This is a genomic window from Thalassospiraceae bacterium LMO-JJ14 (assembly GCA_021555105.2).
Classification (GTDB): Bacteria; Pseudomonadota; Alphaproteobacteria; order Rhodospirillales; family Casp-alpha2; genus UBA4479.
Genome location: CP134604.1, coordinates 3761687 through 3783301, shown reverse-complemented (window position 1 = coordinate 3783301; position 21615 = coordinate 3761687). Strand labels below are relative to the sequence as shown.

General features: G+C 58.9%; 25 protein-coding genes. 21 read left to right on the top strand and 4 right to left on the bottom strand.

Features of this window, described 5'->3' with window-relative positions; translation table 11 throughout:
* The first annotated feature begins 299 nt into the window (after positions 1-299).
* From ccmA to L2D14_17875, 11 genes are all read left to right on the top strand, one after another.
* The gene (gene ccmA / locus L2D14_17925) at positions 300-929 is read left to right on the top strand and encodes a heme ABC exporter ATP-binding protein CcmA (protein WNJ99726.1); all 630 of its coding nucleotides are present in this window, start codon (positions 300-302) and stop codon (positions 927-929) included.
* The gene (gene ccmB / locus L2D14_17920) at positions 926-1591 is read left to right on the top strand and encodes a heme exporter protein CcmB (protein WNJ99725.1); all 666 of its coding nucleotides are present in this window, start codon (positions 926-928) and stop codon (positions 1589-1591) included. Before ccmA ends, ccmB begins: the two co-directional genes overlap by 4 nt.
* A 49-nt stretch (positions 1592-1640) precedes the next feature.
* A complete protein-coding gene (locus L2D14_17915) occupies positions 1641-2363 on the top strand; it encodes a heme ABC transporter permease (GenBank protein ID WNK01703.1) in 723 nt (240 codons plus the stop codon).
* A gap of 10 nt (positions 2364-2373) precedes the next feature.
* The gene (ccmD, locus tag L2D14_17910) at positions 2374-2556 is read left to right on the top strand and encodes a heme exporter protein CcmD (GenBank protein WNJ99724.1); all 183 of its coding nucleotides are present in this window, start codon (positions 2374-2376) and stop codon (positions 2554-2556) included.
* Complete coding sequence (gene ccmE / locus L2D14_17905) at positions 2546-2983, top strand: cytochrome c maturation protein CcmE (GenBank protein WNJ99723.1); 438 nt, start codon at positions 2546-2548, stop codon at positions 2981-2983. Before ccmD ends, ccmE begins: the two co-directional genes overlap by 11 nt.
* The gene (locus tag L2D14_17900; GenBank protein ID WNJ99722.1) at positions 2980-4968 is read left to right on the top strand and encodes a heme lyase CcmF/NrfE family subunit; all 1989 of its coding nucleotides are present in this window, start codon (positions 2980-2982) and stop codon (positions 4966-4968) included. Before ccmE ends, L2D14_17900 begins: the two co-directional genes overlap by 4 nt.
* A gap of 10 nt (positions 4969-4978) precedes the next feature.
* Positions 4979-5524: a DsbE family thiol:disulfide interchange protein gene (locus L2D14_17895; GenBank protein ID WNJ99721.1), complete on the top strand. Its 546-nt coding sequence runs from the start codon at positions 4979-4981 to the stop codon at positions 5522-5524.
* The gene (locus L2D14_17890) at positions 5521-5994 is read left to right on the top strand and encodes a cytochrome c-type biogenesis protein (GenBank protein WNJ99720.1); all 474 of its coding nucleotides are present in this window, start codon (positions 5521-5523) and stop codon (positions 5992-5994) included. The genes L2D14_17895 and L2D14_17890 overlap by 4 nt, the downstream gene beginning before the upstream one ends.
* The gene (gene ccmI / locus L2D14_17885) at positions 5991-7184 is read left to right on the top strand and encodes a c-type cytochrome biogenesis protein CcmI (GenBank protein ID WNJ99719.1); all 1194 of its coding nucleotides are present in this window, start codon (positions 5991-5993) and stop codon (positions 7182-7184) included. Before L2D14_17890 ends, ccmI begins: the two co-directional genes overlap by 4 nt.
* A 75-nt stretch (positions 7185-7259) precedes the next feature.
* The gene (locus L2D14_17880) at positions 7260-7886 is read left to right on the top strand and encodes a LysE family translocator (GenBank protein WNJ99718.1); all 627 of its coding nucleotides are present in this window, start codon (positions 7260-7262) and stop codon (positions 7884-7886) included.
* 26 nt (positions 7887-7912) lie between these two features.
* Complete coding sequence (locus L2D14_17875; GenBank protein WNJ99717.1) at positions 7913-9109, top strand: phosphoglycerate kinase; 1197 nt, start codon at positions 7913-7915, stop codon at positions 9107-9109.
* Here L2D14_17875 and L2D14_17870 read toward each other — a convergent pair.
* The gene (locus L2D14_17870) at positions 9106-11088 is read right to left on the bottom strand and encodes a hypothetical protein (GenBank protein WNJ99716.1); all 1983 of its coding nucleotides are present in this window, start codon (positions 11086-11088) and stop codon (positions 9106-9108) included. The two genes, L2D14_17875 and L2D14_17870, sit on opposite strands and share 4 nt — an antisense overlap.
* A gap of 213 nt (positions 11089-11301) precedes the next feature.
* Here L2D14_17870 and L2D14_17865 point away from each other — a divergent pair, with 213 nt between their 5' ends.
* From L2D14_17865 to L2D14_17855, 3 genes are all read left to right on the top strand, one after another.
* Positions 11302-11844 carry an NUDIX hydrolase gene (locus tag L2D14_17865; GenBank protein WNJ99715.1) on the top strand — a complete coding sequence of 181 codons (543 nt, stop codon included), beginning with the start codon at positions 11302-11304 and terminating at the stop codon, positions 11842-11844.
* A 98-nt stretch (positions 11845-11942) separates the two neighbouring features.
* Positions 11943-12173, top strand: a complete 231-nt coding sequence (locus L2D14_17860) for a hypothetical protein (GenBank protein WNJ99714.1) — start codon at positions 11943-11945, stop codon at positions 12171-12173.
* Positions 12174-12184: 11 nt separating this feature from the next.
* On the top strand, positions 12185-12610 hold the full coding sequence (locus L2D14_17855; GenBank protein ID WNJ99713.1) for a DUF2141 domain-containing protein: 426 nt from the start codon (positions 12185-12187) through the stop codon (positions 12608-12610).
* Between the two features lie 10 nt (positions 12611-12620).
* Here L2D14_17855 and L2D14_17850 read toward each other — a convergent pair whose 3' ends face one another.
* Complete coding sequence (locus L2D14_17850) at positions 12621-13403, bottom strand: hypothetical protein (GenBank protein ID WNJ99712.1); 783 nt, start codon at positions 13401-13403, stop codon at positions 12621-12623.
* Between the two features lie 18 nt (positions 13404-13421).
* Positions 13422-14009, bottom strand: coding sequence for a DUF924 family protein (locus tag L2D14_17845; protein ID WNJ99711.1), 588 nt, complete (start codon positions 14007-14009; stop codon positions 13422-13424).
* Between the two features lie 154 nt (positions 14010-14163).
* Here L2D14_17845 and L2D14_17840 point away from each other — a divergent pair, with 154 nt between their 5' ends.
* Genes L2D14_17840 through L2D14_17810 form a run of 7 tightly spaced genes read left to right on the top strand, consistent with a single transcriptional unit; the run spans position 14164 to position 21267 of the window.
* Positions 14164-17262 carry a YdbH domain-containing protein gene (locus L2D14_17840; GenBank protein WNJ99710.1) on the top strand — a complete coding sequence of 1033 codons (3099 nt, stop codon included), beginning with the start codon at positions 14164-14166 and terminating at the stop codon, positions 17260-17262.
* A 27-nt stretch (positions 17263-17289) separates the two neighbouring features.
* Positions 17290-17490 carry a YnbE family lipoprotein gene (locus tag L2D14_17835; GenBank protein ID WNJ99709.1) on the top strand — a complete coding sequence of 67 codons (201 nt, stop codon included), beginning with the start codon at positions 17290-17292 and terminating at the stop codon, positions 17488-17490.
* Positions 17491-17502: 12 nt separating this feature from the next.
* Complete coding sequence (locus L2D14_17830; GenBank protein ID WNJ99708.1) at positions 17503-17859, top strand: YdbL family protein; 357 nt, start codon at positions 17503-17505, stop codon at positions 17857-17859.
* Entirely contained in the window at positions 17856-18062 is a 207-nt protein-coding gene (locus tag L2D14_17825) for a hypothetical protein (protein WNJ99707.1), read from the top strand. The genes L2D14_17830 and L2D14_17825 overlap by 4 nt, the downstream gene beginning before the upstream one ends.
* Positions 18063-18065: 3 nt before the next feature.
* Positions 18066-19499: an amidase gene (locus tag L2D14_17820; GenBank protein WNJ99706.1), complete on the top strand. Its 1434-nt coding sequence runs from the start codon at positions 18066-18068 to the stop codon at positions 19497-19499.
* Positions 19496-20269: an ATP-binding cassette domain-containing protein gene (locus tag L2D14_17815; GenBank protein ID WNJ99705.1), complete on the top strand. Its 774-nt coding sequence runs from the start codon at positions 19496-19498 to the stop codon at positions 20267-20269. The genes L2D14_17820 and L2D14_17815 overlap by 4 nt, the downstream gene beginning before the upstream one ends.
* A complete protein-coding gene (locus L2D14_17810) occupies positions 20269-21267 on the top strand; it encodes a D-cysteine desulfhydrase (protein WNJ99704.1) in 999 nt (332 codons plus the stop codon). The genes L2D14_17815 and L2D14_17810 overlap by 1 nt, the downstream gene beginning before the upstream one ends.
* Positions 21268-21274: 7 nt before the next feature.
* Here the strand turns inward: L2D14_17810 and L2D14_17805 are convergent, their stop codons facing one another.
* On the bottom strand, positions 21275-21601 hold the full coding sequence (locus tag L2D14_17805) for an NIPSNAP family protein (protein WNJ99703.1): 327 nt from the start codon (positions 21599-21601) through the stop codon (positions 21275-21277).
* Positions 21602-21615: the final 14 nt, after the last annotated feature.

Below are 21615 nucleotides of genomic sequence, written 5' to 3'. Positions count from 1 at the left end.
ATTTAGCAACGCCCGGCAACCTAACAAATTTGTAATGTTAGGTGCCATAATAGCGCCACAATCTTTGTCTAATTTCGTAATCATAGACCTCCTCGTCTATGCACCAGAGACCCCCCTCTCTGGTCCCCTATCGGCGCTCAGCGCCGAAACTAACCGGTCGGGTCAGACTTCCCCCAGGGAGCGACCCGGCCGTTTTATTTTCATTGTTTTGATGCAACGTGAATTTCACAGACATGCGCCTCCGTCTTTCCTTAGTACCGGCCATCGGGTACGTTTTCCGGGCATTTTCAGAGGATGAAATGTCGGAATTCAGTGGCCAGGATATCGAATGCATAAGAGGCGAGCGGCTGGTGCTCAGCGGCACCGGCTTTGCCGTGACCAGCGGCCATGCCTTGATTCTGAAAGGCGCCAACGGTGCCGGCAAGTCGACTCTGCTGCGTTTGATGGCCGGGCTGATGCGACCCGTTAGCGGAAGCATTTCATGGGACGGGGCAGACATTCGCGACGACCCTGTCGAGCATAACCGCAGACTTGCCTATATCGGCCATGCCGATGCCGTCAAACCGGCGCTGAGCGTGATGGAAAACGTCACCTTCTGGGCCGAGATTTCAGGTAGCACCGCGATGCCGGCTACGGATGCGCTGGCGGCGCTCGGTATCGGCCATCTTGCGGATTTGCCGGCACGCTATCTGTCTGCGGGCCAGCGCCGCCGTGTGACGCTGACACGCATGCTGACATCCGGTGCGGCGTTGTGGTTGCTCGATGAGCCGACAACGGCGCTCGATGCCGACACGACGGATGCGCTCAAGGTCCTGATTGAAGCGCATTTGAGCGCGGGTGGCATGGCGGTGATTTCTACGCACACCGATCTCGGCCTATCAACAGCAGATACACTGACAATTGCCGCGACCCGGCGGGCGGCGGCATGAACGCGGTTTCGATCCTGTTTCGCCGGGAAATGCGTCTCGCCATGCGGCAAAGCGCCGACAGCCTGATGGTGATTGCCTTTTTCGTGATTGCCGTGGTGCTGTTTCCGTTCGGTGTCGGGCCGGAACCCAACATGCTGGCCAGGATCGGCCCGGGCGTGATCTGGGTCGCGGCGCTGCTGGCGGCGATGCTGTCGATGGACCGCATGTTCATGGGGGATTACGAGGACGGCTCGCTGGAACTTCTCGTGCTGTCTCCGGTCGCCCTTGAAGTGGCGGTGTGCATCAAGGTTTTGGTGCACTGGCTGACGACCGGCGTGCCGTTGATCTGCGCGGCGCCGTTATTATTTGTGATGATGAATGTGCCGGGTGAGATCTGGCCGGTTCTGCTGCTGACGCTGCTACTCGGCACACCGGTCCTCAGCCTGATCGGCAGTATCGGCGCGGCACTGACCCTGGGGGCGCGGCGTGGCGGGGTATTGTTGTCGCTATTGATCCTGCCGCTGGTTATCCCGGTACTGATTTTCGCTGCCGGCGCCGGCGATGCGGTGCTGTACGGCGAAGGTGCTAAGGCCAATCTCATGCTGCTGGGGGGTGTTCTTCTGGCGGCCCTGGCATTGACGCCCTGGGCGACTGCGCAAGCCCTACGCGAAGCCGTGGCATAGTCGGAAACAGGTGCTATAAACTCCAAAGTATTAACGTGGAAATAACATGCTGCATTACTTCGCCAACCCGACCCGTTTTCAGCGCCTGAGCCGCCGTGTCGAGCCGTGGCTGCTAGGCCTGATGCTGATCTGTTTTGCCGCCGGGCTTTATTTGTCGTTGTTTGCATCCCCGGTCGATTATCAGCAGGGGCATACGGTGCGGATTATGTACATCCATGTGCCGGCGGCGTGGATGGCGTTGTTTTGTTATACGGCCATGGCGGTATCGGCGGCGGTGGCCCTCATCTGGAAACATGCCCTGGCCGATGTCGCCGCCAAGGCGACAGCACCGATCGGTGCGGCATTCACGTTCCTGTCGCTGGTTACGGGGTCGCTCTGGGGCAAACCGATGTGGGGCACCTGGTGGGTCTGGGATGCGCGACTGACGTCGGTCCTGGTGCTCTTCTTTCTGTATCTGGGCTATATGGCGCTTCGCGATGCCTTCGACGAGCCCGGGCGAGGCGCGCGGGCCTCGGCGATCCTGGTGCTGGTCGGCTTCGTCAACGTGCCGATTATCAAGTTCTCGGTCGACTGGTGGAACACCCTGCATCAACCGTCCAGTGTGCTCCGCATGCAGGGACCGACGATCCACCCCGATATGCTGACGCCGCTATTCCTGATGGCAGCTGCTTTTCAGCTATATTATTTCTGGTTGTTGCTGATCCGCATCCGCTGTGAACTCATGTCCAACCGAGTGCGTGCACTGCGCCACCGGCAGGCGGCGGCAGGTTAGGGTTGACGATATGAATAACACCGACAGTATTCTGAGCATGACCAAACATGGCGCATATGTGTGGCCGAGCTATGTCCTTGCTGCCGTTCTGCTGATCGGCTTGGTCGCGGTCAGCCTGCGCGCGCTCAGGAAAACTCGTGAAGAATTACAGCGGGTCGAAGCCGCGATGCCGAAGGAATCCGATGAAACGTAAACACAAACGCCTGACATTCGTGCTTGTCGCGCTGCTGCTATTGGGGGGAGCGGCGGCATTGGTCCTGAGCGCGTTCGAGGAAAATATCGTCTTCTTCCAGAGCCCGAGCGATGTTGTTGCCGGAAAAATCGGCGAAGACCGGCGGTTTCGTCTAGGCGGTCTGGTCGAGGAAGGCAGCGTCGACAAATCGGCCGGCGAGACGGTGACTTTCCGTATCACCGATATGGCGGAAACGGTCAGCGTGTCCTACACCGGCATTTTACCGGACCTGTTCCGGGAAGGTCAGGGTGTGGTCTGCGAAGGCCGTATCGTGAACGGCGTGTTCGTTGCCGACGAAGTGCTGGCTAAGCATGACGAGAACTACATGCCGCCCGAAGTCGCCGATGCGCTCAAGAAATCGGGCGAGTGGAAAGGAAGTGGCAATTGATCGCTGAACTTGGTCATTTCGCGTTAATTCTGGCCCTGATGGTGGCTTGCACGCAGGGCGTCATTCCGCTGATCGGCGCGCAGCGCGGCAACGCTGCGTGGATGGCCTTCGCCAATCACTCGGCACTGGTACAGTTCTGTCTTGTCGCAGTCAGTTTCGGCTGTCTTACGCATGCCTACGTGACGTCGGATTTCTCGCTCGTCAATGTGGTGCAGAATTCCCATTCCACGAAACCGATGCTTTATAAAGTCTCCGGTGTGTGGGGCAATCATGAAGGCTCAATGCTGCTTTGGGTGCTGATCCTGTCGATCTTCGGCGCCGCCGTCGCCATGTTCGGCAAGTATCTGCCGCCAGCGCTCAAGGCGCGTGCCCTTTCGGTGCAGGCATTGATCGCGGTCGGCTTCTACCTGTTTATCCTGCTGACGTCCAATCCGTTCGAGCGGATGTTTCCCCCGGCCGCCAACGGCCAGGATCTGAATCCGCTGCTGCAGGATCCGGGCCTCGCGTTTCATCCGCCGATGCTCTATCTAGGCTATGTCGGTTTTTCGATGGCGTTTTCGTTCGCCATTGCGGCGTTGATCGAAGGCCGCGTCGATGCCGCGTGGGCGCGCTGGGTGCGGCCCTGGACGCTGGCGGCATGGTGCTTCCTTACCGGCGGTATCGCGCTTGGTTCCTGGTGGGCATACTATGAACTCGGCTGGGGCGGTTTCTGGTTCTGGGATCCGGTCGAAAACGCATCGTTCATGCCGTGGCTGATCGGCACCGCGTTGTTGCATTCCTGTGTCGTCGTTGAAAAACGCGACACCATGAAGGCCTGGACCATCTTCCTTGCCATCGTCGCATTTTCGTTCTCGCTGCTGGGCACGTTCCTGGTGCGCTCCGGGGTGCTGACCTCGGTGCACGCGTTCGCAACCGATCCCGAGCGGGGTGTTTTTATTCTCGTGCTTTTGCTGATCGTCATCGGCGGCTCGTTCACGCTTTATGCCTGGCGCGCACCGCAACTGAAGAGCACCGGGCTATTTCAGCCGATTTCGCGTGAAGGGGCCCTGCTGCTGAACAACCTGTTGATGGGAACGGCGGCGGGCGTGGTTCTGCTGGGGACGCTTTATCCTCTGTTCATCGATGCGATTTCCGACGGGCAGGACAAGATTTCCGTCGGGCCGCCGTTCTTCAACGCGGTCTTCATTCCTTTGATGACGCCGATGGTCGCGGCGATGGCCATCGGCCCGTTGCTGGCGTGGAAGCGCGGCGATCTGTTGCGTGCGCTGAAAACCTTGTGGCTCGGCATGGCGCTGGCACTGGCGCTGGCGATTGCCACCTGGTCTTGGCAGAGCGGCGCATCGCCGTGGGGAATCGTCGGTGTCGCCATCGGCTCATGGCTCGCCATCGGCACGCTGATCGAACTAGCCGAGCGGGTGCGCCTGTTCCGCGTTCCCGTCGGTCAGTCGCTGCGCCGTTTGGGCAATTTGCCGCGCGCCAACTGGGGCATGACGCTGGCGCACTTCGGTCTGGCGCTGGCCGTGTTCGGGATTACCGGCGCCGGGGTGTGGAAGGTCGAAAGCGTGCAAAGCATGCAGCCCGGCGAAACAGTGAATGTGTCGGGTTATGAGTTCCGTTTCGATGGCGCTCAGGAAAAAGAGGGGCCGAATTACCTGATTACCGAAGGCCGTTTCACGGTGACGAAGGACGGCAGGCTGATCGCCGAACTGGCGCCGGAAAAGCGTATCTACACGGTGCGCCAGATGCCGACGACCGAAGCCGGGATATATACGCTACTGTCGGGCGATCTGTATGCCGTCATCGGCGATGCCAATGCCGACGGCTCGTACGTGACACGGATCTATTTCAATCCGCTCGTCGTATGGATGTGGATCGGTGCACTGACCATGGTCGTCGGCGGCGCGCTGTCGCTGTCGGACCGGCGTTTCCGGATCGGTGCGCCGAAACGCTCGAGCGTCCCCGCCGGCGCGCAACCGGCGGAATGACGGTCAAAACATGAAACGATTTTTGTATATTCTGCCGCTGGCCGGTTTTCTGCTGATCGGTGTTTACCTGGCCATCGGTCTTGGCCTTGATCCGCAAAAACTGCCGAGCATGTTGGAAGGCAAGCCGGTCCCTGCCTTCGATCTGCCGGGTCTTGAGGGCCGCGATGAAAAAGGACTCAAGAATACGGACCTGCAGGGCGATGTCTCGCTGGTCAATGTCTTCGGATCCTGGTGCGTGGCGTGCCGGGTCGAGCATCCGTTCCTGATGACCATCAAGGAAAACGGCTGGGTGCCGATCCACGCCATCGACTGGCGCGAGCCGGATCGTCAGGCAGGACCTGCATGGCTCAGGCGCCACGGCGATCCGTATACGCTGGCCGGTGACGACCCGCGATCCATCGCCGCCATTTCTTTCGGCGTTACCGGCGCGCCGGAAACCTTCGTCGTCGATAAAAAGGGGATCGTCCGTTACAAACATGTCGGTCCGATTACCAAGGAAGTGTGGAATGGGACGTTGGAGCCGTTAATTGCCCATCTGCGGGAGCAGGGCGGATGAGGTTTGTACTCGCCGCATTATTTCTGGCCTTGCTGGCGGTCCCGGCGCTTGCCGTGCAACCAGATGAAATTCTCAAGGACCCGGCACTGGAATCGCGCGCGCGAGAAGTCGGTAAGGAACTTCGCTGTCTGGTTTGCCAGAACCAGTCCATCGACGATTCCGATGCCGATCTGGCGCGCGACCTGCGCGTTCTGGTCCGTGAGCGGATTGTTGCCGGGGACAGCAACCGCGAAGTGATCGATTACGTGGTGTCGCGTTACGGCGACTTCGTTTTGCTCAATCCCCCGTTCAAGCTGAAAACCTACGCGCTGTGGTTTGGTCCGGGCGTGATCATCGCATTCGGTGTGTTTGCCATCTTTTTGTTCTTCCGCCGCCGCACAGGTGAGGTCTCACCGGGCACCGGGGCGAATGCATTGAGCGAGGCCGAGAAGCAGAAGCTTGCCCGATTGATCGACGAGGATCAGTCATGACGTTCTGGGTATTTGCCGGACTGTTGAGTGCTGTTGTGTTGGTGGCGCTGCTTTTGCCGCAGTTTCGCGCAGCCCGTCAGCTAGCGGGCCGCTCGGAATATGACGTCACCGTCTACAAGGATCAACTGAGCGAGCTGGACCGTGATCTGGCGGAGGGGCGGATCGCCGTTGCGGAAGCCGATGCCGCGCGTCTGGAAATCCAGCGCCGCCTGCTTGCCGCCGCCGATGCGGCGGAAAACGAGGAAACAGTTGAGACAGCACCCGGCAAGGGACGGTTTACGGTCATCGTCGCGGCCCTGATCGTACCGCTCGCTGCGCTTGGCCTTTATATGAAGACCGGTACGCCGGGTATGCCCGATTTCCCAATGTCGGCACGCACCGATCTCAAGGAAGCCCCTGCGGCTGCCAGCGACGAGAACAATGCCATGCGGCAGTTGGCGACACAGCTCGAAGCGCGTCTTCGTGCCAATGACGGGGATGCGGATGGCTGGATACTGCTGGCAAGAACCTACGGCACGCTCGGCGAGCAGCGCCTCGCTGCCGCTGCGTATCAACGTGCCGTAGAACTGAGCGGCCGAGATCCGGAATTGCTGGCGGACTGGGCGGAAACCCGGCTGATGGCACGCGACGGAAATTTCACGCCGGAGATATTCGGGGACTTTCTGGAAGCCCGTGAAAAGAACCCGCTGCTGCCCAAGCCCTGGTTCTACATCGGTCTCGACAAGGCCATGGGGGGCGACCTTTTGGGGGCGGCGCAAATCTGGACCGATCTGCTGGCGATCCAGCCCAAGGATGCGCCTTTCGTGAGCGCTATTAGATCGCAGATCAAGCGTGCCGCGGAAGATGGCGGCTTTGCCGTTTCGGATCTACAGCCGAGCGAAAACGCCAGAAAACTGGCCGCAGGTAATCCCGCCTTGAGTTCCGGTAATGCGCCGGCACCCGGCGCACAAAGCACAAGCCCCGCGCCGCCCGGACCAACGCGTGAAGACGTCGAGGCCGCACAGCAGATGACGGGTGAGGAACAAAATGCCTTCATCCGCTCGATGGTTGCGAGGCTGGCCGAGAAGCTTGAGGCAAATCCGAACGATCCGTCGGGTTGGCAGCGGCTGATCCGCGCTTACGAGGTGCTGGGCGAGACTGAAAAAGCCGAAGCGGCGAAAAAGCGTCTGAAAGAGATTCAGGCCAACTGAAACGCGAATATCTGGAAAAGCCTGTGATCGCCATTTATAAACGCCGCGTGTTGAACTCTCTGAAGACGGGCTGACATGAGCATTACAGTCATATTTGCGCTGGCGATTGCGAGCTTTGTCTGGATGGCGGCGCCGGGCCCTGGTGTTATCGCGACGGCGGCCCGCAGCGTGGCTTTTGGATTCCGCTCAACCCTGCCGTTCATTCTGGGCATTGCCAGCGGCGATCTGGTTTATGTTCTGTTTGCCATATTCGGCCTGTCCATGATTGCTGGAATGCTGGGCGAGCTGTTCATTTTCGTTCGCTGGACCGGTGCCGCTTATCTGATCTATCTGGGGATCAAGGCCTGGCGGCAGCCGGCCGTGCTTCCCACCCAATCCGGCGAGGCTGCTAACTTATCAAAAGGCAGTCATGCCCGTGGCTATGCGGGCGGGCTGTTTCTGACCCTCGGCAATCCGAAAGTGATTATTTTTTACCTGAGCTTTCTGCCGACTTTCACCGATCTGAAGACCCTTACGTTTGGCGAAGGCGTTGCCATTGTGACGACCGTCCTGACGGTGCTGATCTGTGTCCTCGTCACCTATGCCCTGGCGGCAACGCAGGTGCGCCGGCTGTTTCGTACCGAGCGTGCCGTCCGCTACATGAACCGTTGCGCCGGTTCGCTGATGATTGCCGCCGGGTGCGCCGTCGCTACCAGAAACTGATTTCAATTCTCCCCGGGAAGGAAACCATGGCTCATTTAAAAACCCTTGATGATCTTGATGTCGCCGGTAAGCGGGTTCTCGTCCGCGTCGATTTCAACGTCCCCATGCGGGACGGTAAAATCACCGATACCACGCGCATCGACCGGGCGCTCGAAACATTGAACGAACTGGCGGACAAGGGCGCCAAGGTCGTCATCCTGTCGCACTTCGGCCGCCCCAAGGGTACGGTGCATGCGGACATGAGCCTGCAACCGGTCGCCGATGCGCTGGCCGGGCTTTCCGGTAAAAACGTTACATTTGCCGCAGACTGCATTGGCGATGCCGCCAAGGCGGCGATCGATGCCGCACCGGCAGGCGGTTTTGTGATGCTGGAAAACCTGCGCTTTCATGGCGGCGAGGAAAAGAACGACCCGGACTTTGCCAAGGCGCTTGCCGCGAACGGGGATGCCTTCGTCTCGGATGCCTTTTCCGTCGCACACCGTGCGCATGCCTCGACCGAGGGGATCACGCATCATTTACCTTCGGCTGCCGGGCGTCTGATGCAGGCCGAAATCGAAGCTCTCGCCAATGCGCTCGAAACACCGGCACACCCGGTCATCGCCGTCGTCGGCGGGGCCAAGGTTTCAACCAAGATGGCGGTTCTGGGGCATCTTGCGGAAAAGGTCGACCAGATCGTCATCGGTGGCGGCATGGCCAACACCTTCCTGTATGCCAATGGTGTCGGCATCGGCAAATCGCTTTGCGAAAAGGATATGGCCGACGAAGCCCGTGCCATCGTCGACATGGCCGCCAGCGCCAACTGCGAAATCGTGCTGCCGTTGGATGTCGTCATTGCCGAGGCTTTTGAAACGGGTGCGAAAGCAACCCAAGCGGAATTGAGTGAAGTTCCCGATGACATGATGATCCTCGACATCGGGCCAAAAAGCATTGCCGATCTGCAAACGCGGCTGAAGTCGGCGAAGACGGTGTTGTGGAATGGTCCCCTGGGTGCGTTCGAAGTAGATCCTTTCGATGCCGGGACCAATGCCGTGGCGAAAACGGTTGCCGAACTGACGAAGGCTGGCAATTTGCTGTCGGTCGCCGGTGGTGGCGATACGGTCTCGGCCTTGGCCAACGCCGGTGCGGAAGCAGGATTTTCCTATGTTTCCGCCGCGGGCGGGGCTTTTCTGGAATGGATTGAAGGCAAGCAACTGCCCGGCGTCGCCGCCATCATGACCGATTAGGCAAACGGGTCATCGTTGGAGCGCCGGGGGGCGCGCTGTTCGGACAGTGCACCGGGCTTGGCGGGGTGCACCCGGCTCAGGATATCGTCCAGCATATTTTGCAGATATTCCGACTGGTTGAGTAGCCGGTGCGTCGCGTCGAGTGCCTGATGGGAAGCGGTTTCAGCGATTTCGCGGGCGATTTCACTGACTTCGGCCAGGGTGTTCTTGATGCGATGCGCGGTGCGTTCCGTCTGATCCGTGGCTTCGCGGAGATGATCGAAACGCTGCGCATAGACGCGCTCCGCTTCCGATGTTCGCTTGTCTCCGGAAAAGGCGATCAGGGTATCATCCCCATCGCGCCCAGCATCGCGCGTCGCTTCCTTGCCGGGTGAGCGAAAGGCCAGCAAGTTGCTCTGGTCGCGGATTGTCATCACCAGTTCCGAAATGTCATCCACGAGGAACGTCATTTGGTCGATGCCCTTGATCAGGGCTTCCGTGCGTTCAACGTCATTGGCGGCGGCGGTCACGTATTGGGTAAAGTTCTGCAATTGCTGGCTGACCGACGAGATGGCGCCGCCACGGACATCTTCGCCCAACTCGAGTGCGGGGATCGGCCGGCCACGCGGACGGTAAGGCGGACGTTCAGGCGCGGCTTCGGCTTCGGTTTCGGTTTCCGCTTCAGGTTCCTGCACGGGTTCCGGCATCGTTGGCGGCGGCAGTGCTTTCATGGGCTCTTCTTCAAGGGCCCGTTCCGCACGTTCGGCCCTTTGCTCGGCGGTGTAGGCGCGCTCCGATGCATTGTCGGCATCGGCAATGGCCTCGCTCAGGCGTTCGCGCGTTCGCTCAAGATCTGTGCGCAATTGATCCACTTCGATAATGGTGTCGGCCCAACCATCGAGCATCCGGGCAATCCGGCCGAAATCGTCCTTGTTGCCCTGCGCCGGCACGGTGATGTGACTGGCACCCCGGGCAATGCGTTCAGTGGCTTCGGCGATCCGCCGCGCCGGGCCGCTTAGACTCTTGATTAACACGAGGCCGAAAAAGAACAGCCAAAGAATGATCGCCATCGATCCGCCGAGGATGGTGTAGCGGGCAAACAACTGCATGTTGCGTACTTCGGCGGCGGCCTGAATCCGCAGCCGTTCCGAGAATCCGGCAAGCCCCGTCAGGCTTGGCACGAAGTAGTCGAACAGTTCTTCGAACCGGCGCGTTTGATCGGAAAGTTCAAAGCGCGCATTTATGATCGAGAGCATCTGCGTTTCGTGCTGCTTCAGAAGCTGATCGATTTGCGATTTTTGCGGGGTTGCGATATCCGCAGCGCCGACAAATTCGGTCAGTGCATCGTAGCGTTTGCGGATTTCATCGACGCCTTTTACGGATCCCGACAGGATCGTTTCCTCGCCTTGTTGATCGATCCGTTCAACCTGGTTGATCAGGTTGGCTTTGCCGCTTTCGCGAAACGCGGCGCGCAACGCGGAAGATGTGCGCCGCAGCTGCGCACTGAGGCCCGTTTCGGAATCGCTGCCGATTGCCCGTTCGGCATTGAGGAATGTCTGAAATTGCTGGTCATACTGCACCAGGCCGTCGCGGATGGTGGTTACGTGTTGCGCCAGCGGTTGCGCTTCGGGGAAGCTGAATAACTCGTCCAGCGCCGCAGAGACATCAGCAAGGTCGACCGAGAATCCGTCGGCGATTTCAGTGTCCCGGGTCAGCAGGAATTTCCGCTGTCGCGCCTGCAGGCTGTAGGTGCCGCGTTCCACGGTATTGGAAAGTTCATCAATCCGCGAAGCACGCTGCAGATTTTGCAGCGCCTGATCGAGACGCTGGTCGACATGATAATAGAGCGCACCGAAGGCGGCGGCGGCGATGAGGCAAGCCAGGAAATACAGCCAGGAGCGGGCACCGAGACTGAGGCCGCCCAAAAACGTGCGGTCACCCAAGCCGCTGGCGGCGGTATCGAAATCTGCCTCGTCTTCGCGCTCAGCGTGGATCGCCATTGTTAACTTTCATATCCACTTATTCACGGGCGAAATACACCGGTGAAAATGTCTCGGACCTCGTTTATATCACCCGTATGCCGGTTTCGCAGCCGCATTTGCAGCTATTTGTTATTCCTGACAATATGCCCCGCGGTATGATCCGGGTCGACGCCCGATTTGGACGAAATATCATACGAATAATCGGCAGGCAGCGGAATTTCCGGTAAAACAATGAGCGATACACAAGACAGCAACAATATATCCGCTACGGCGGCCCAGGGGCCGGTGGTCCGTCAGATCCCCGAAGGCGATGACCGTGAACGCATGGTTTGTGTCGATTGCGGGTTCATTCATTACGATAATCCACGCATCGTCGCTGGGGCGGTTTGCACCTGGCAGGACAAAATTCTCCTGTGCCGCCGCGCTATTGCACCGCGGATCGGATACTGGACGATACCGGCCGGTTATCTCGAACTGAATGAAACGACTGATGAAGGTGCGCGGCGCGAAGTTATGGAGGAATCCGGTGCAAATGTCGATATCGGTGCGTTTCTGGGCATGTTCGAAATTCCCAGGATTTCGCAGATATACATGGTCTATCAAGCGGCCATGATCAGCCCCGAACTGGACCCGGGCCCGGAAAGCATCGAGGCGGCCTTATTCGATTGGGCAGATATCCCCTGGGACGAGATCGCTTTCCCCAGCATCACATGGGCCCTGAATGTCTACCGTGAAGGCGGCGGCCCGAAATTCGAGGTCATGCGCCATCCGTAATCCGGGAAAGCCGGTTTTTCTGGAGTATCCACAGATTTTCCCAAGTCAGGCCGCATAGTTTACCGCTCGTTAACCCTTTTCCCGCTAGCGTCCATCCTATGACGGATGGGATCAATCTAAGTGGTGGCGGTCTGGGGGCAGCAAAGCCCGCACGCTCGCATTATCAATCCGAGGAAGTTCGGGAAGTGCAGTCACGTGCCCGTTTTCTCGAACACAATCAGACACCGCAGGAGCAGGCCGGGCTGCAACGCCTCAATGGCCTTCTCAATCAGGGGCTGCCGCTCGATCAGCGTGCGCCGCGCGGTTATTATCTGAACATCCGCGTTTGAGGGCCGCCGTCATGGGACGGCTCTGCATTCCGATATTTATCCTGACAGCTTTGTTGCCGTATGCGGCCATCGCCGCGACCCTGAATGTCGAAATTCTGGGACTCGCCAGCAACAATGGCGATGTGCATATCGCGTTGTACGACAATCCCGATGCTTTTCCCGATTCCGACGGCATGCGGGCCGAGACCCAGGTCGGTATTGCCGGTCTCAGGGCTGAGGTCTCGTTTAGAGATCTGCAGCCCGGGCGTTATGCAATTGCCGTCTATCACGATGAAAACGGCAACCATGACTTCGATCAGGGCCTGTTCGGCATCCCGTTGGAAGACTACGGATTCTCTAACGACGCCAAGGTCTTCTTCGGTCCGCCATCTTTCAATGAAGCTGCGTTCAGGGTTGCGGAACCCGAAATCCGGATACGGATCGACCTCGGCAACTAATCGCCTCGACTCAGCAGTTTATGCAGTCACCACCGTCAAAGTCGTTATAGACCCTGGAAAAAAGCAAAGGGAATTCCGGCAGTCCGGCAATACCGCCGCCGGCGCCATCCTGGGCCAACACAAGGTTGATGGTCTGGATGTCTATTGATGGCGGCGGTGTCTTCCTGTTGAGTTCGTAAACGGATTCGACCCGCAACGGGACCGAAATACCCCGGACCTGAATGGCTTGCACGAGCTTCCGGGCTTCATCGGCGCCAAAAGCTGTTCCCTTGGGGGCGCAATGGAACCCGAACATGATCTTGCTGGGCCGGAGATCGCGATCGTCCATGCGGATATCCCACCGTGCCGAAAATCCGGCGCAGTTACGTCCAGTTTTGGTTTGCCGGTACGGCTGCACCCAGAACGATGCAAAATCGTTGTCGACGGTGAAGCTTTCGCTGAATTCGAGCGGCTGCCCCTGATTAAAGCGCCACATCTTGACCGAGCTAGAGATCAGCTTGTCGAAATCGAGCACCGTTCTGTTTTTAAATCGGGGCAGGGTTTCTGAGAACAGGATTTCCGCCTGACCGCCAGCGGCGCGATAAAGTACATATTCCTCGGTGATGCGCGAATCCGCGTAATTCACCCGTGTCGGTGCGATATTCTGAAACGCGGAGGTCTCGACAATGACGCGGCCGTTCTGCTCGGCAGGTTGCGTGAAGACGCCGGTATCGATTTTACTGTACGTGCACGCACCAAGAGTGGCCGTAAAAGAGATTGCGCAAAATATTCTGAGGATCTTGAGTGAGGGCATATTCTGAACTTCCTTTACTTAAAAGCCGGCCCCCGGTTGGCTCAGGTAGACTTCCTCGTCTGGGGTCGATGTGCGGCCAAGCACGGCATTTCGGTGCGGAAACCGCCCATACGTTGTGATTATATCGCGATGCGCCTTGGCATAACCCGTGAGTTCATCGTAACCCATTTTCTCGAATAACCGAACAGCTTCGTTCTGATCGGCCATGTTTTCGGCATGTTCAAACGGCAGATAAAAGAACATGCGCCGGTTGGGCGCCGGTTGCTGCTGATCCATGCCTTTTTCGAGAGCCCGTGCGGCCCATTGCCTGGCCAGCGGGTCGGTTTCAAATGCCTGTGCAGTGCCGCGATACATATTGCGGGGGAATTGATCCAGCATGATGATAATGGCGAGAAAATCATCCGCGCTTTCGGCGTCGTTGTCGAATCCGCCCTGCTTCGCCCGGAGATGGAAATCCTGAAACCGGGCGCGAATCTCAGTATCGATTTCGGGCGTCGATTTGAACCAAAACGGCTGAGCGGTTTCAGCCGCGGCCTCATCAAGCCCGCCGAACCAGTATGCGAACACCGCTTGCGTTACATGCTGCATGCTATTTTCTTCGTTCATAGAGTATACATAGGCATCTGATCTCAGATCTGAAAGTCCTCACGCTTGACCGCCTGCAAAGTTACCACGAGCATGCGCGAATGCTTGATCAACCTATCCATCTTCTGACGGGGTGGTGGCGGATGCCGTTTATCGCACGTGAGTGCCGGAACACATGAGCCGGGCCGCTCTGTCACTGATTTTCGTTGCCTTTGTCGCTGCTGTTATCGCCGCGTCGTATTTGACGCTGCCTTGGCTGGTGGGCTGGGCGGCGCGCAGCTATCTGGCGGACGAGGGATTTCCCGCGGCTAAACTTAACATTGAATCCGTCGGTCTGACGCAGGCGGTGATTGGCGGTGTTGACCTCGGTTCGGACAGCAATATACGCGTGCGGAAAATCAGCATCGACTATTCGCCGGGCCGGCTTGTTCAGGGCATCATTGACGGGTTGAGTATCGACCAGCCGGAATTGCCGCTTTCGGTGAGCGCCGGGGGTGTCGATGCAGGCGTGCTCAACAGGTTCCTCAGCGAAGATCGTACTTCGACCGAGGGAAAGAAAATCCGTGTCCTCGGGCCGGTGGCGGTGTCCGCCGGTTTGCTCAAGGTAACGACGCCGCTAGGTGCTGTGGATGCCGCCGTCGAGGGGCTGGTGCTTGTCACCGACGGGATCGGCACTGATGCCAACATCCAGTTTGCCCTGCAGCATCCTGAAGCGCGGGTCAGTGGGCGCATGCGGGGGATTCTGGACGCTGCGGATCAACTTCAGTTGATCCTCGATATTCAGAATGCGTCGAGCGATGCCCGCCTGGCGTTCGCGGAAATGCAGGGGGCGGTCAATATCAGAGGGCAAATCGCAGGAGCGCTCGTAGGTGGCGGATCGTTGTCGGTGCAGAGCGCACGGATCGACGGTATCGACATCGGCAATGTCGATCTGACAGGGGAGGTCAACGGCAAGGCGGCATCCGTCGATTTTCTTCTCGGCGGCATGGGAACGGGTTTGACCATGCAGCTTCGCGCCCAAACGGAGGATATTTTCGATCCCGAAGCGAAACTGTTGATTTCCGGCGATGCCGCGACCGATGGCCTCAAGGGGCCGTACAAGCTGCCGATTGCCCTTGATGTTGTCGGTGCGCTGAGCTTCAACGTGACGGGTTCAAGGCGGGATATGCAGGTATTGCCCGAACAGTTCTCCATCGGTGCTGTGCGGGCGACAGATGGCGTTTCAGGTGTGATCGATCTGACGCATCTTGGGTTGGCTTCGCCTGGCGGGGTGAACGTGACATTGGACGGCAAGCTTGATCTTGGGATCGATACACAAGGTTGGCGTTTGCGCCCGGTCGCGGGAATGCATTTTGATCTTGGCCTGCCGGATAAAGGGGGCGCGCGGCGGCTTGATCTCACGCTCGGCAATCTCTCTGACATTCCATTTCTGGCGGGTGGGCCGACTGCGGCAGACCCGTTGCGCCTGGGCGCTGTCTTCGACGGCATATATAATAACTGGCTGCCGTTTTCGGGCGATGCCGGCGGCACAGTCTGGCCGGCAACCACGGATGGCGTCGTTTTCGAGGATCTGGCGCTTCGTTTCGATCCTTGGCAGTTGCGCCTGGATGGGCTGGAGGTCGTTACCGATCAGATTGGCGTGCATTTATCCGGACCCTTCCGGGAACTGGAGATGGAAGCCTCGGTCGACGCGCGTTTCGCCGGTAAACTGAAGGACGATATAGCGATTGATGGTGGGCAGGTTTCGTTAGCCGGGAATGTCGGTTTCGGTGCGGATGGTTTCCGCCTGTACCCGGACAGTTGTATCGAGCTTCGCGCGTCCCGTATCGATGCTTTTGCCGCCAGGCTCAGACCGGGACCGATGCTGGTTTGTCCTCGTGGCGGAAATATGCCAATGCTGCATGCGGCATTGGGCGAAGATGGCATCGGGCGAATTGATCTTGCCGCGGTCCTCAAAAGCACAGAGATCACGCTTGAAGGTGCCGGTCCGTATCCGATCAATGGGACGCTGCCGCGGCTCGAAGGCACCGCGAGCTTCGATGCGCGCCGTGGCACCTGGTGGGCGAAGCTCGCCTCAATGGGGGGCGATGTCAGAATAGACGGGCCTGATATCGCCGTTGCCGACATTACGGGAACGCTCAGCCTTGAAGGTAAGGATAGACTGCTCGGCGCACGTGTCGATATCGGCTCGGCGCATCTTGTCGATCATCATCGCCCTATTCGCTTTCTGCCTGTCGGCTTCGAGGGCAAGGGGCAATACCAGCCTTCGGCCGTTACGCTCACCGCAGACGCAGGCTATATGGACGGGCCGAGGGCGAACATCGATGCTCGTTATCGGATGGCGGATAAACGTGGCGCTGTGCAGGTGAATATCCCGGCTTGGGAAATCACACGAAACGGTCGGCAACCGCAGGCGTTATTTCCTGTATTGAAGGGACTGGTCACAGATGTGGCCGGCAAGATTGGCGCCGAGGCCCGGTTCGGCTGGAGCGGTGCGCGAATGACGTCGACGGCGAAAGTTGCGCTTGAGGATATTGCCTTCGGCACGGCACCGGCGGAGATTGCCGGCCTCAATGGTGAAATTGCGTTTGCCGATTTGACCGGTCTCAGAACCGAAGGCCTGCAAACCCTCACGGTCGGTCTGCTGGATGCGGGCTTGCCGCTCACAGGCGGCACGATCGGTTTCGACCTGCCGGGCAATGACGTGCTGCACATCGATCATGCCGTCTGGCCGGTTGCCGGGGGGTCGCTTGAGGTCAAGGGCCTCGACATTCCGTTCAGCAGTCCACCGGATATCATTGTCGCCAATCTTAAGAACATCGATGCCGGGGATCTCGCCCGTAGCATCGCTATCGAAGGACTAGAGGCGGAAGGCAAGCTCGCCGGTAGCATCCCGGTCCGTATCAGCGAAGACGGCCCGGTAATCGACGATGCACGGGTCTGGTCGGACCGGAACGGAGTGCTCAAATTCCGCTCTGCAGTGGCGCTTGAAAGCCTCCATCAGAGTGGTGAAATGGCTGAGCTGTTGTCGCGTGCCCTATCGGATTTCCGCTACAGCGATCTGCAGATGTCGCTGGATGGGCCGCTGTCCGGGGACATCACGGCAAAAGCTAAAATCAATGGCGCAAATCCGGCGCTGTATGACGGCAAGCGGATCGAGTTGAATGTCACCTTGCAAGGAGCCTTGCGGGATTTGCTGCAAAGCGCTAGCGTTATTCAAGACCTTCCGGAAAACATCCGGGACCGTGTGCAGCGTCCTTCCGGAAAGCCGTAGGAGGAGCCAACAGACGGAGAGCGACCGATGTCGTACCGTAAACTTTGTGCTGTACTCGCTACGGTATCAATCACATTTCCGCTTATTGCCTGTGAACCCCGGGTCAAGGTTGAAGCCCCGGACAAGCCCATTGTCATCAATCTCAATGTGAAGATCGAACACGAGGTCCGGGTCCGCGTCGAAAAGGATCTGGATAAGGCTCTATCGAGCAATCCGGCCCTGTTCTAGGAAGTGATCGACATGAACAGATTACATCGAATGATTGCCGTCTTTGCCCTGTTATCGGGGCTTGTCCTTGGGCTTTTTGCCCCGGAACCTGCCGCCGCGCAGTCGCTGACGCTTCAGCAGGCACAAGCGCAGGGTTACGTGGGCGAGAAACTGGATGGTTATATCGGCATCGTGCAGAACGCCCCCGGTGTTGCGCAACTGGTCAATGACGTGAACCTTCAACGCCGTCAGCTTTACCGTGATATCGCCCGCAAGAACAACATCCCACTCAACACCGTTGAGAAACTTGCCGCGGATAAGGCAATCAACAGAGCGCCATCCGGCGAATATGTTCAGGATGCATCGGGAAACTGGATCAGGAAGCCATGAACGATAAAGATGCGTTCCGCTATTGGATGGAGAATGTGCAGGCAGTCGACCTTGGTGACCGCGAGATCATGGACCCGTCACGATCCGGCACGTCGATCGGGGACACACTCCGTAAAGCGGGTGGTGGCCTTGAGTTCGATACGGAACCGGCGCAGTACTATAAGCTTCTCAAAGAAATCTCAGCGATCAGACCCGGCAACTGAACTGTGACTGATTTCCCGTCCAATCCCTGCGATGCGACCTTGGTTGATGTCGCCGCCGCCTTGAAATCCGGCAAGGTATCATCACGCGAGGTTACGGAAGCCTCCATTGCGCGGTTTCATGCGCGCGGCAAACCTTTGAACCTAGTCGCAGGGATGGATGAGGACGCAGCATTAAAACAGGCCGCCGAGGCCGATGCCAATCCGGCGACGACGCCGCTTTGGGGCGTGCCGCTGGCGCACAAGGATATGTTCTACCGGCCGGGGCGGCTTAGCGAATGCGGCTCGGCCATTCGCAAGGGGTTCATGCCGGACGTATTGTCGGGGGCGTTGAGCAGGCTGGATCAGGCCGGCGCGCTTGATATCGCGCGGCTCAATATGGTCGAGTTCGCGCTTGGTGTGACGGGCCATAATGAAATAACCGGGAATGTACGCAATCCCTGGAATCCGGCGCATGTCACCGGCGGTTCGTCGAGCGGGTCCGGCGCGTCCGTTGCCGCACGGGCGACATTCGCAGCGCTTGGGTCGGATACCGGCGGTTCAGTGCGACTTCCGGCTGCGTGTTGCGGCGTCGTCGGTATGAAAGTGACCATGGGCCGCGTCAGTCGCTTCGGTGCCATGCCGTTGTCGCATACGCTCGATACCATTGGACCGCTGACGCGTACAGTGACGGATAACGCTCTGATGCTCTCCGTGATCGCCGGATACGACCAGGACGATGCGTCTTCGGCAGACGTGCCGGTAGCGGATTATCTCGCCGGTATCGAAGACGGCGTCGCCGGTTTGAAGATCGGCTTGCCGAACAGCCACTTCATGGACGGCATGGACGAGGAACCGTCCAGCCGTTTCGCCGACACGGTCGAAGTGTTGAAGAAGGCAGGCACCGAGTTCGTCGACGTCGATCTGCCGGACATCATTCAATATACCAATGCCCTGACAAGTCTGATCACAGCGACCGAGGGTGCGGCCTTGCATCAGCAGTGGATGGAAACGCGCGGGAATGAGTATGGCAAACAGACATTCGCACGGTTCGCGGGTGGTTTTGCAACGCCGGCGACGCGATACGTTCAGGCGCTGAATCTGCGCACCCGGGCGCTGGCGGATTTCAATGAATTGGTATTCGGCAAGGTTGATGTCCTGATGACGCCGATGATGGTCATGGACGTGCCGAGCATTGCCGAAACGGACATGAAGGACGGCCCGAACGCCGCCGCCATGTTGCAGCGGGTCGGGCACTGTTCTCGACCGGTGAATTTCCTGGGTCTGCCGGGGCTCAGCGTGCCGACCGGCTTCACCGCAGCCGGACTGCCGTCATCCGTGCAGTTTATAGGGCGGCCGTTTGACGAAGCAACGCTGTACCGGGTCGGGCGGGCCTATGAACGCGAAACCGAATGGTTTAAAACGGCCCCCGATCCGGGCCAATGGGAAAGCATCGTATGACGCAGCCGTTTATCGACGTTGCCGGCCTGACGAAAAGCTTCGGTCCCAAGCATGTGCTGAAGGGCGTCGACATGAGCGTCACCCAGGGCGAATCCCTGGTGCTGATCGGCACGTCCGGTTCCGGGAAAACATTGCTTCTGAAATGTATCCTCGGGCTGATTCCCATCGATGCCGGTAAGGTCATCGTCGGCGGAGAGGACACGGCACGCTACCGGGGCGCCGCGCGTGATGCTTTCATTGCCCGGACCGGCATGTTGTTTCAACGCTCGGGCCTGTTTGACAGTTTAACAACGTGGGAAAACATCGGCTTTCGGGCTTTGCAGGCCGGCGATACCGAGCGCGCCGAGATCAAGAGCGCCGCCATCGACAAGCTTGTCATGGTTGGGCTGGACCCCGACGTCGCCGATTTGTCGCCGGCGGAACTGTCCGGCGGCATGCAAAAGCGGGTCGGTATCGCCCGCGCCATTTTCGGTGACCCAGAGCTGTTGCTGCTAGATGAGCCGACGGCCGGTCTCGATCCAATCATGTCAAACGTTATCAACGATCTTATTCTCGACCTGGTGCGCCAGATCGGCTGCACGGCAATTTCCATCGACAGCGATATGGCGGGCGCGGGGCGGCTTGGGGATAAGGTCGCAATGCTGCATGAAGGACGCATCATCTGGCATGGCGATGCCGGTAAAATGATGGGCAGCGGCAATGACTATGTGGATCAATTCGTGCACAGCCGTGCCGAAGGCCCCATCGATATGCCGGTTACAGCGCCCTGATGGGGGATCTTCTGGACAAATATCCGCGTGTCCCGCTGGCCTTTGCGCCGACACCGCTGGAGCATCTTGCGAATTTAACGGCGTCCCTCGGCGGGCCCGATATCTGGATCAAGCGCGACGACTGCACGGGCTTTGCGCTGGGCGGCAACAAGGTCCGAAAACTCGAATTTCTGATGGCCGATGCAGTCGCCAAGAAAGCCACGGTCATCGTCACGGCAGGCGGTACGCAGTCCAATCATGTGCGTCAGACAGCGGCCGCTGCAAGTCGGCTCGGCATGGCCTGCCACTGCGTGCTTGAGCGCGTGCGCAGCGACGAACTGTATGAAACCAACGGCAACGCATTGCTGGATCATCTGTTTGGCGTGGTGCCGCGGTTTATCGACAAGGACGCCGACATGGATGCGGCCATGGCGACACTTGCGGATGAACTGACGCAAGCGGGCGAGACGGTGTATGTGGTGCCGGTCGGCGGCTCCAACGCACTGGGGTCGCTCGGCTATGTTGCCTGCGCCTTCGAACTAGCGGCGCAACTCAGGGCGCAGAGTGTCCATCCGGGGCTTATCGTGCATGCCAGCGGCAGCGCCGGAACGCAGGCCGGTTTGCTGGTAGGATTGGCGCTGGCCGGGTTGGAAATTCCGGTTCTTGGCATGTGTGTCAGCCGTGCGGCTGCGGCGCAGAAAGCAAAGGTCGCCGCCCTTGTTGCGGATGTCTGCAGCTTTATCGACAGACCGGACCTTGCCGATGTCATTGACGTCAACTGTGACGGGGCTTATGTCGGGCCGGGCTATGGTGCCGAGACGCCGGAAATGGCGGATGCCGTCCGCCTGCTGGCCCAATCGGAAGGGATTTTTCTCGATCCGGTCTATACCGGAAAGGCAATGGCCGGGCTGATCGATTATGCACGGTCGGGAAAGCTCGACAGCGCGGGTGCCGTGGTGTTTTTGCACACCGGCGGCACGCCGGCGCTGTTCGTCTATCCGGAAATCGCGGACGCCTGAAGCGGCGTTACTTTACCGAGGAAAATGCCGTCGGCTTCAGGATGTGGTTGGAGATTCCTGTGAGGATAGGCCCGTCCTTCTCGCTTGCAGCACGCGCAGCAATCCATTCAGGATCGGTCATAAAGGCGTTCCATTTTTCTTCGCGCTCGGCCAGCGATTCCCATGCCAGCATGTAGTAAAGATCGTGATTGTTGTCGCCGATTTCGGGGACCCAGAATCCGGCCTGACGGATGCCATGCTGTTCCCATTTGGCCAACGTCGTTTCCTCGAAGCGGTTCAGAAGCGCAGGCATGCGGCCCGGTGCGCAATGATAGATGCGAAGCTCGTATAGCATATTGGTGTCTCCCC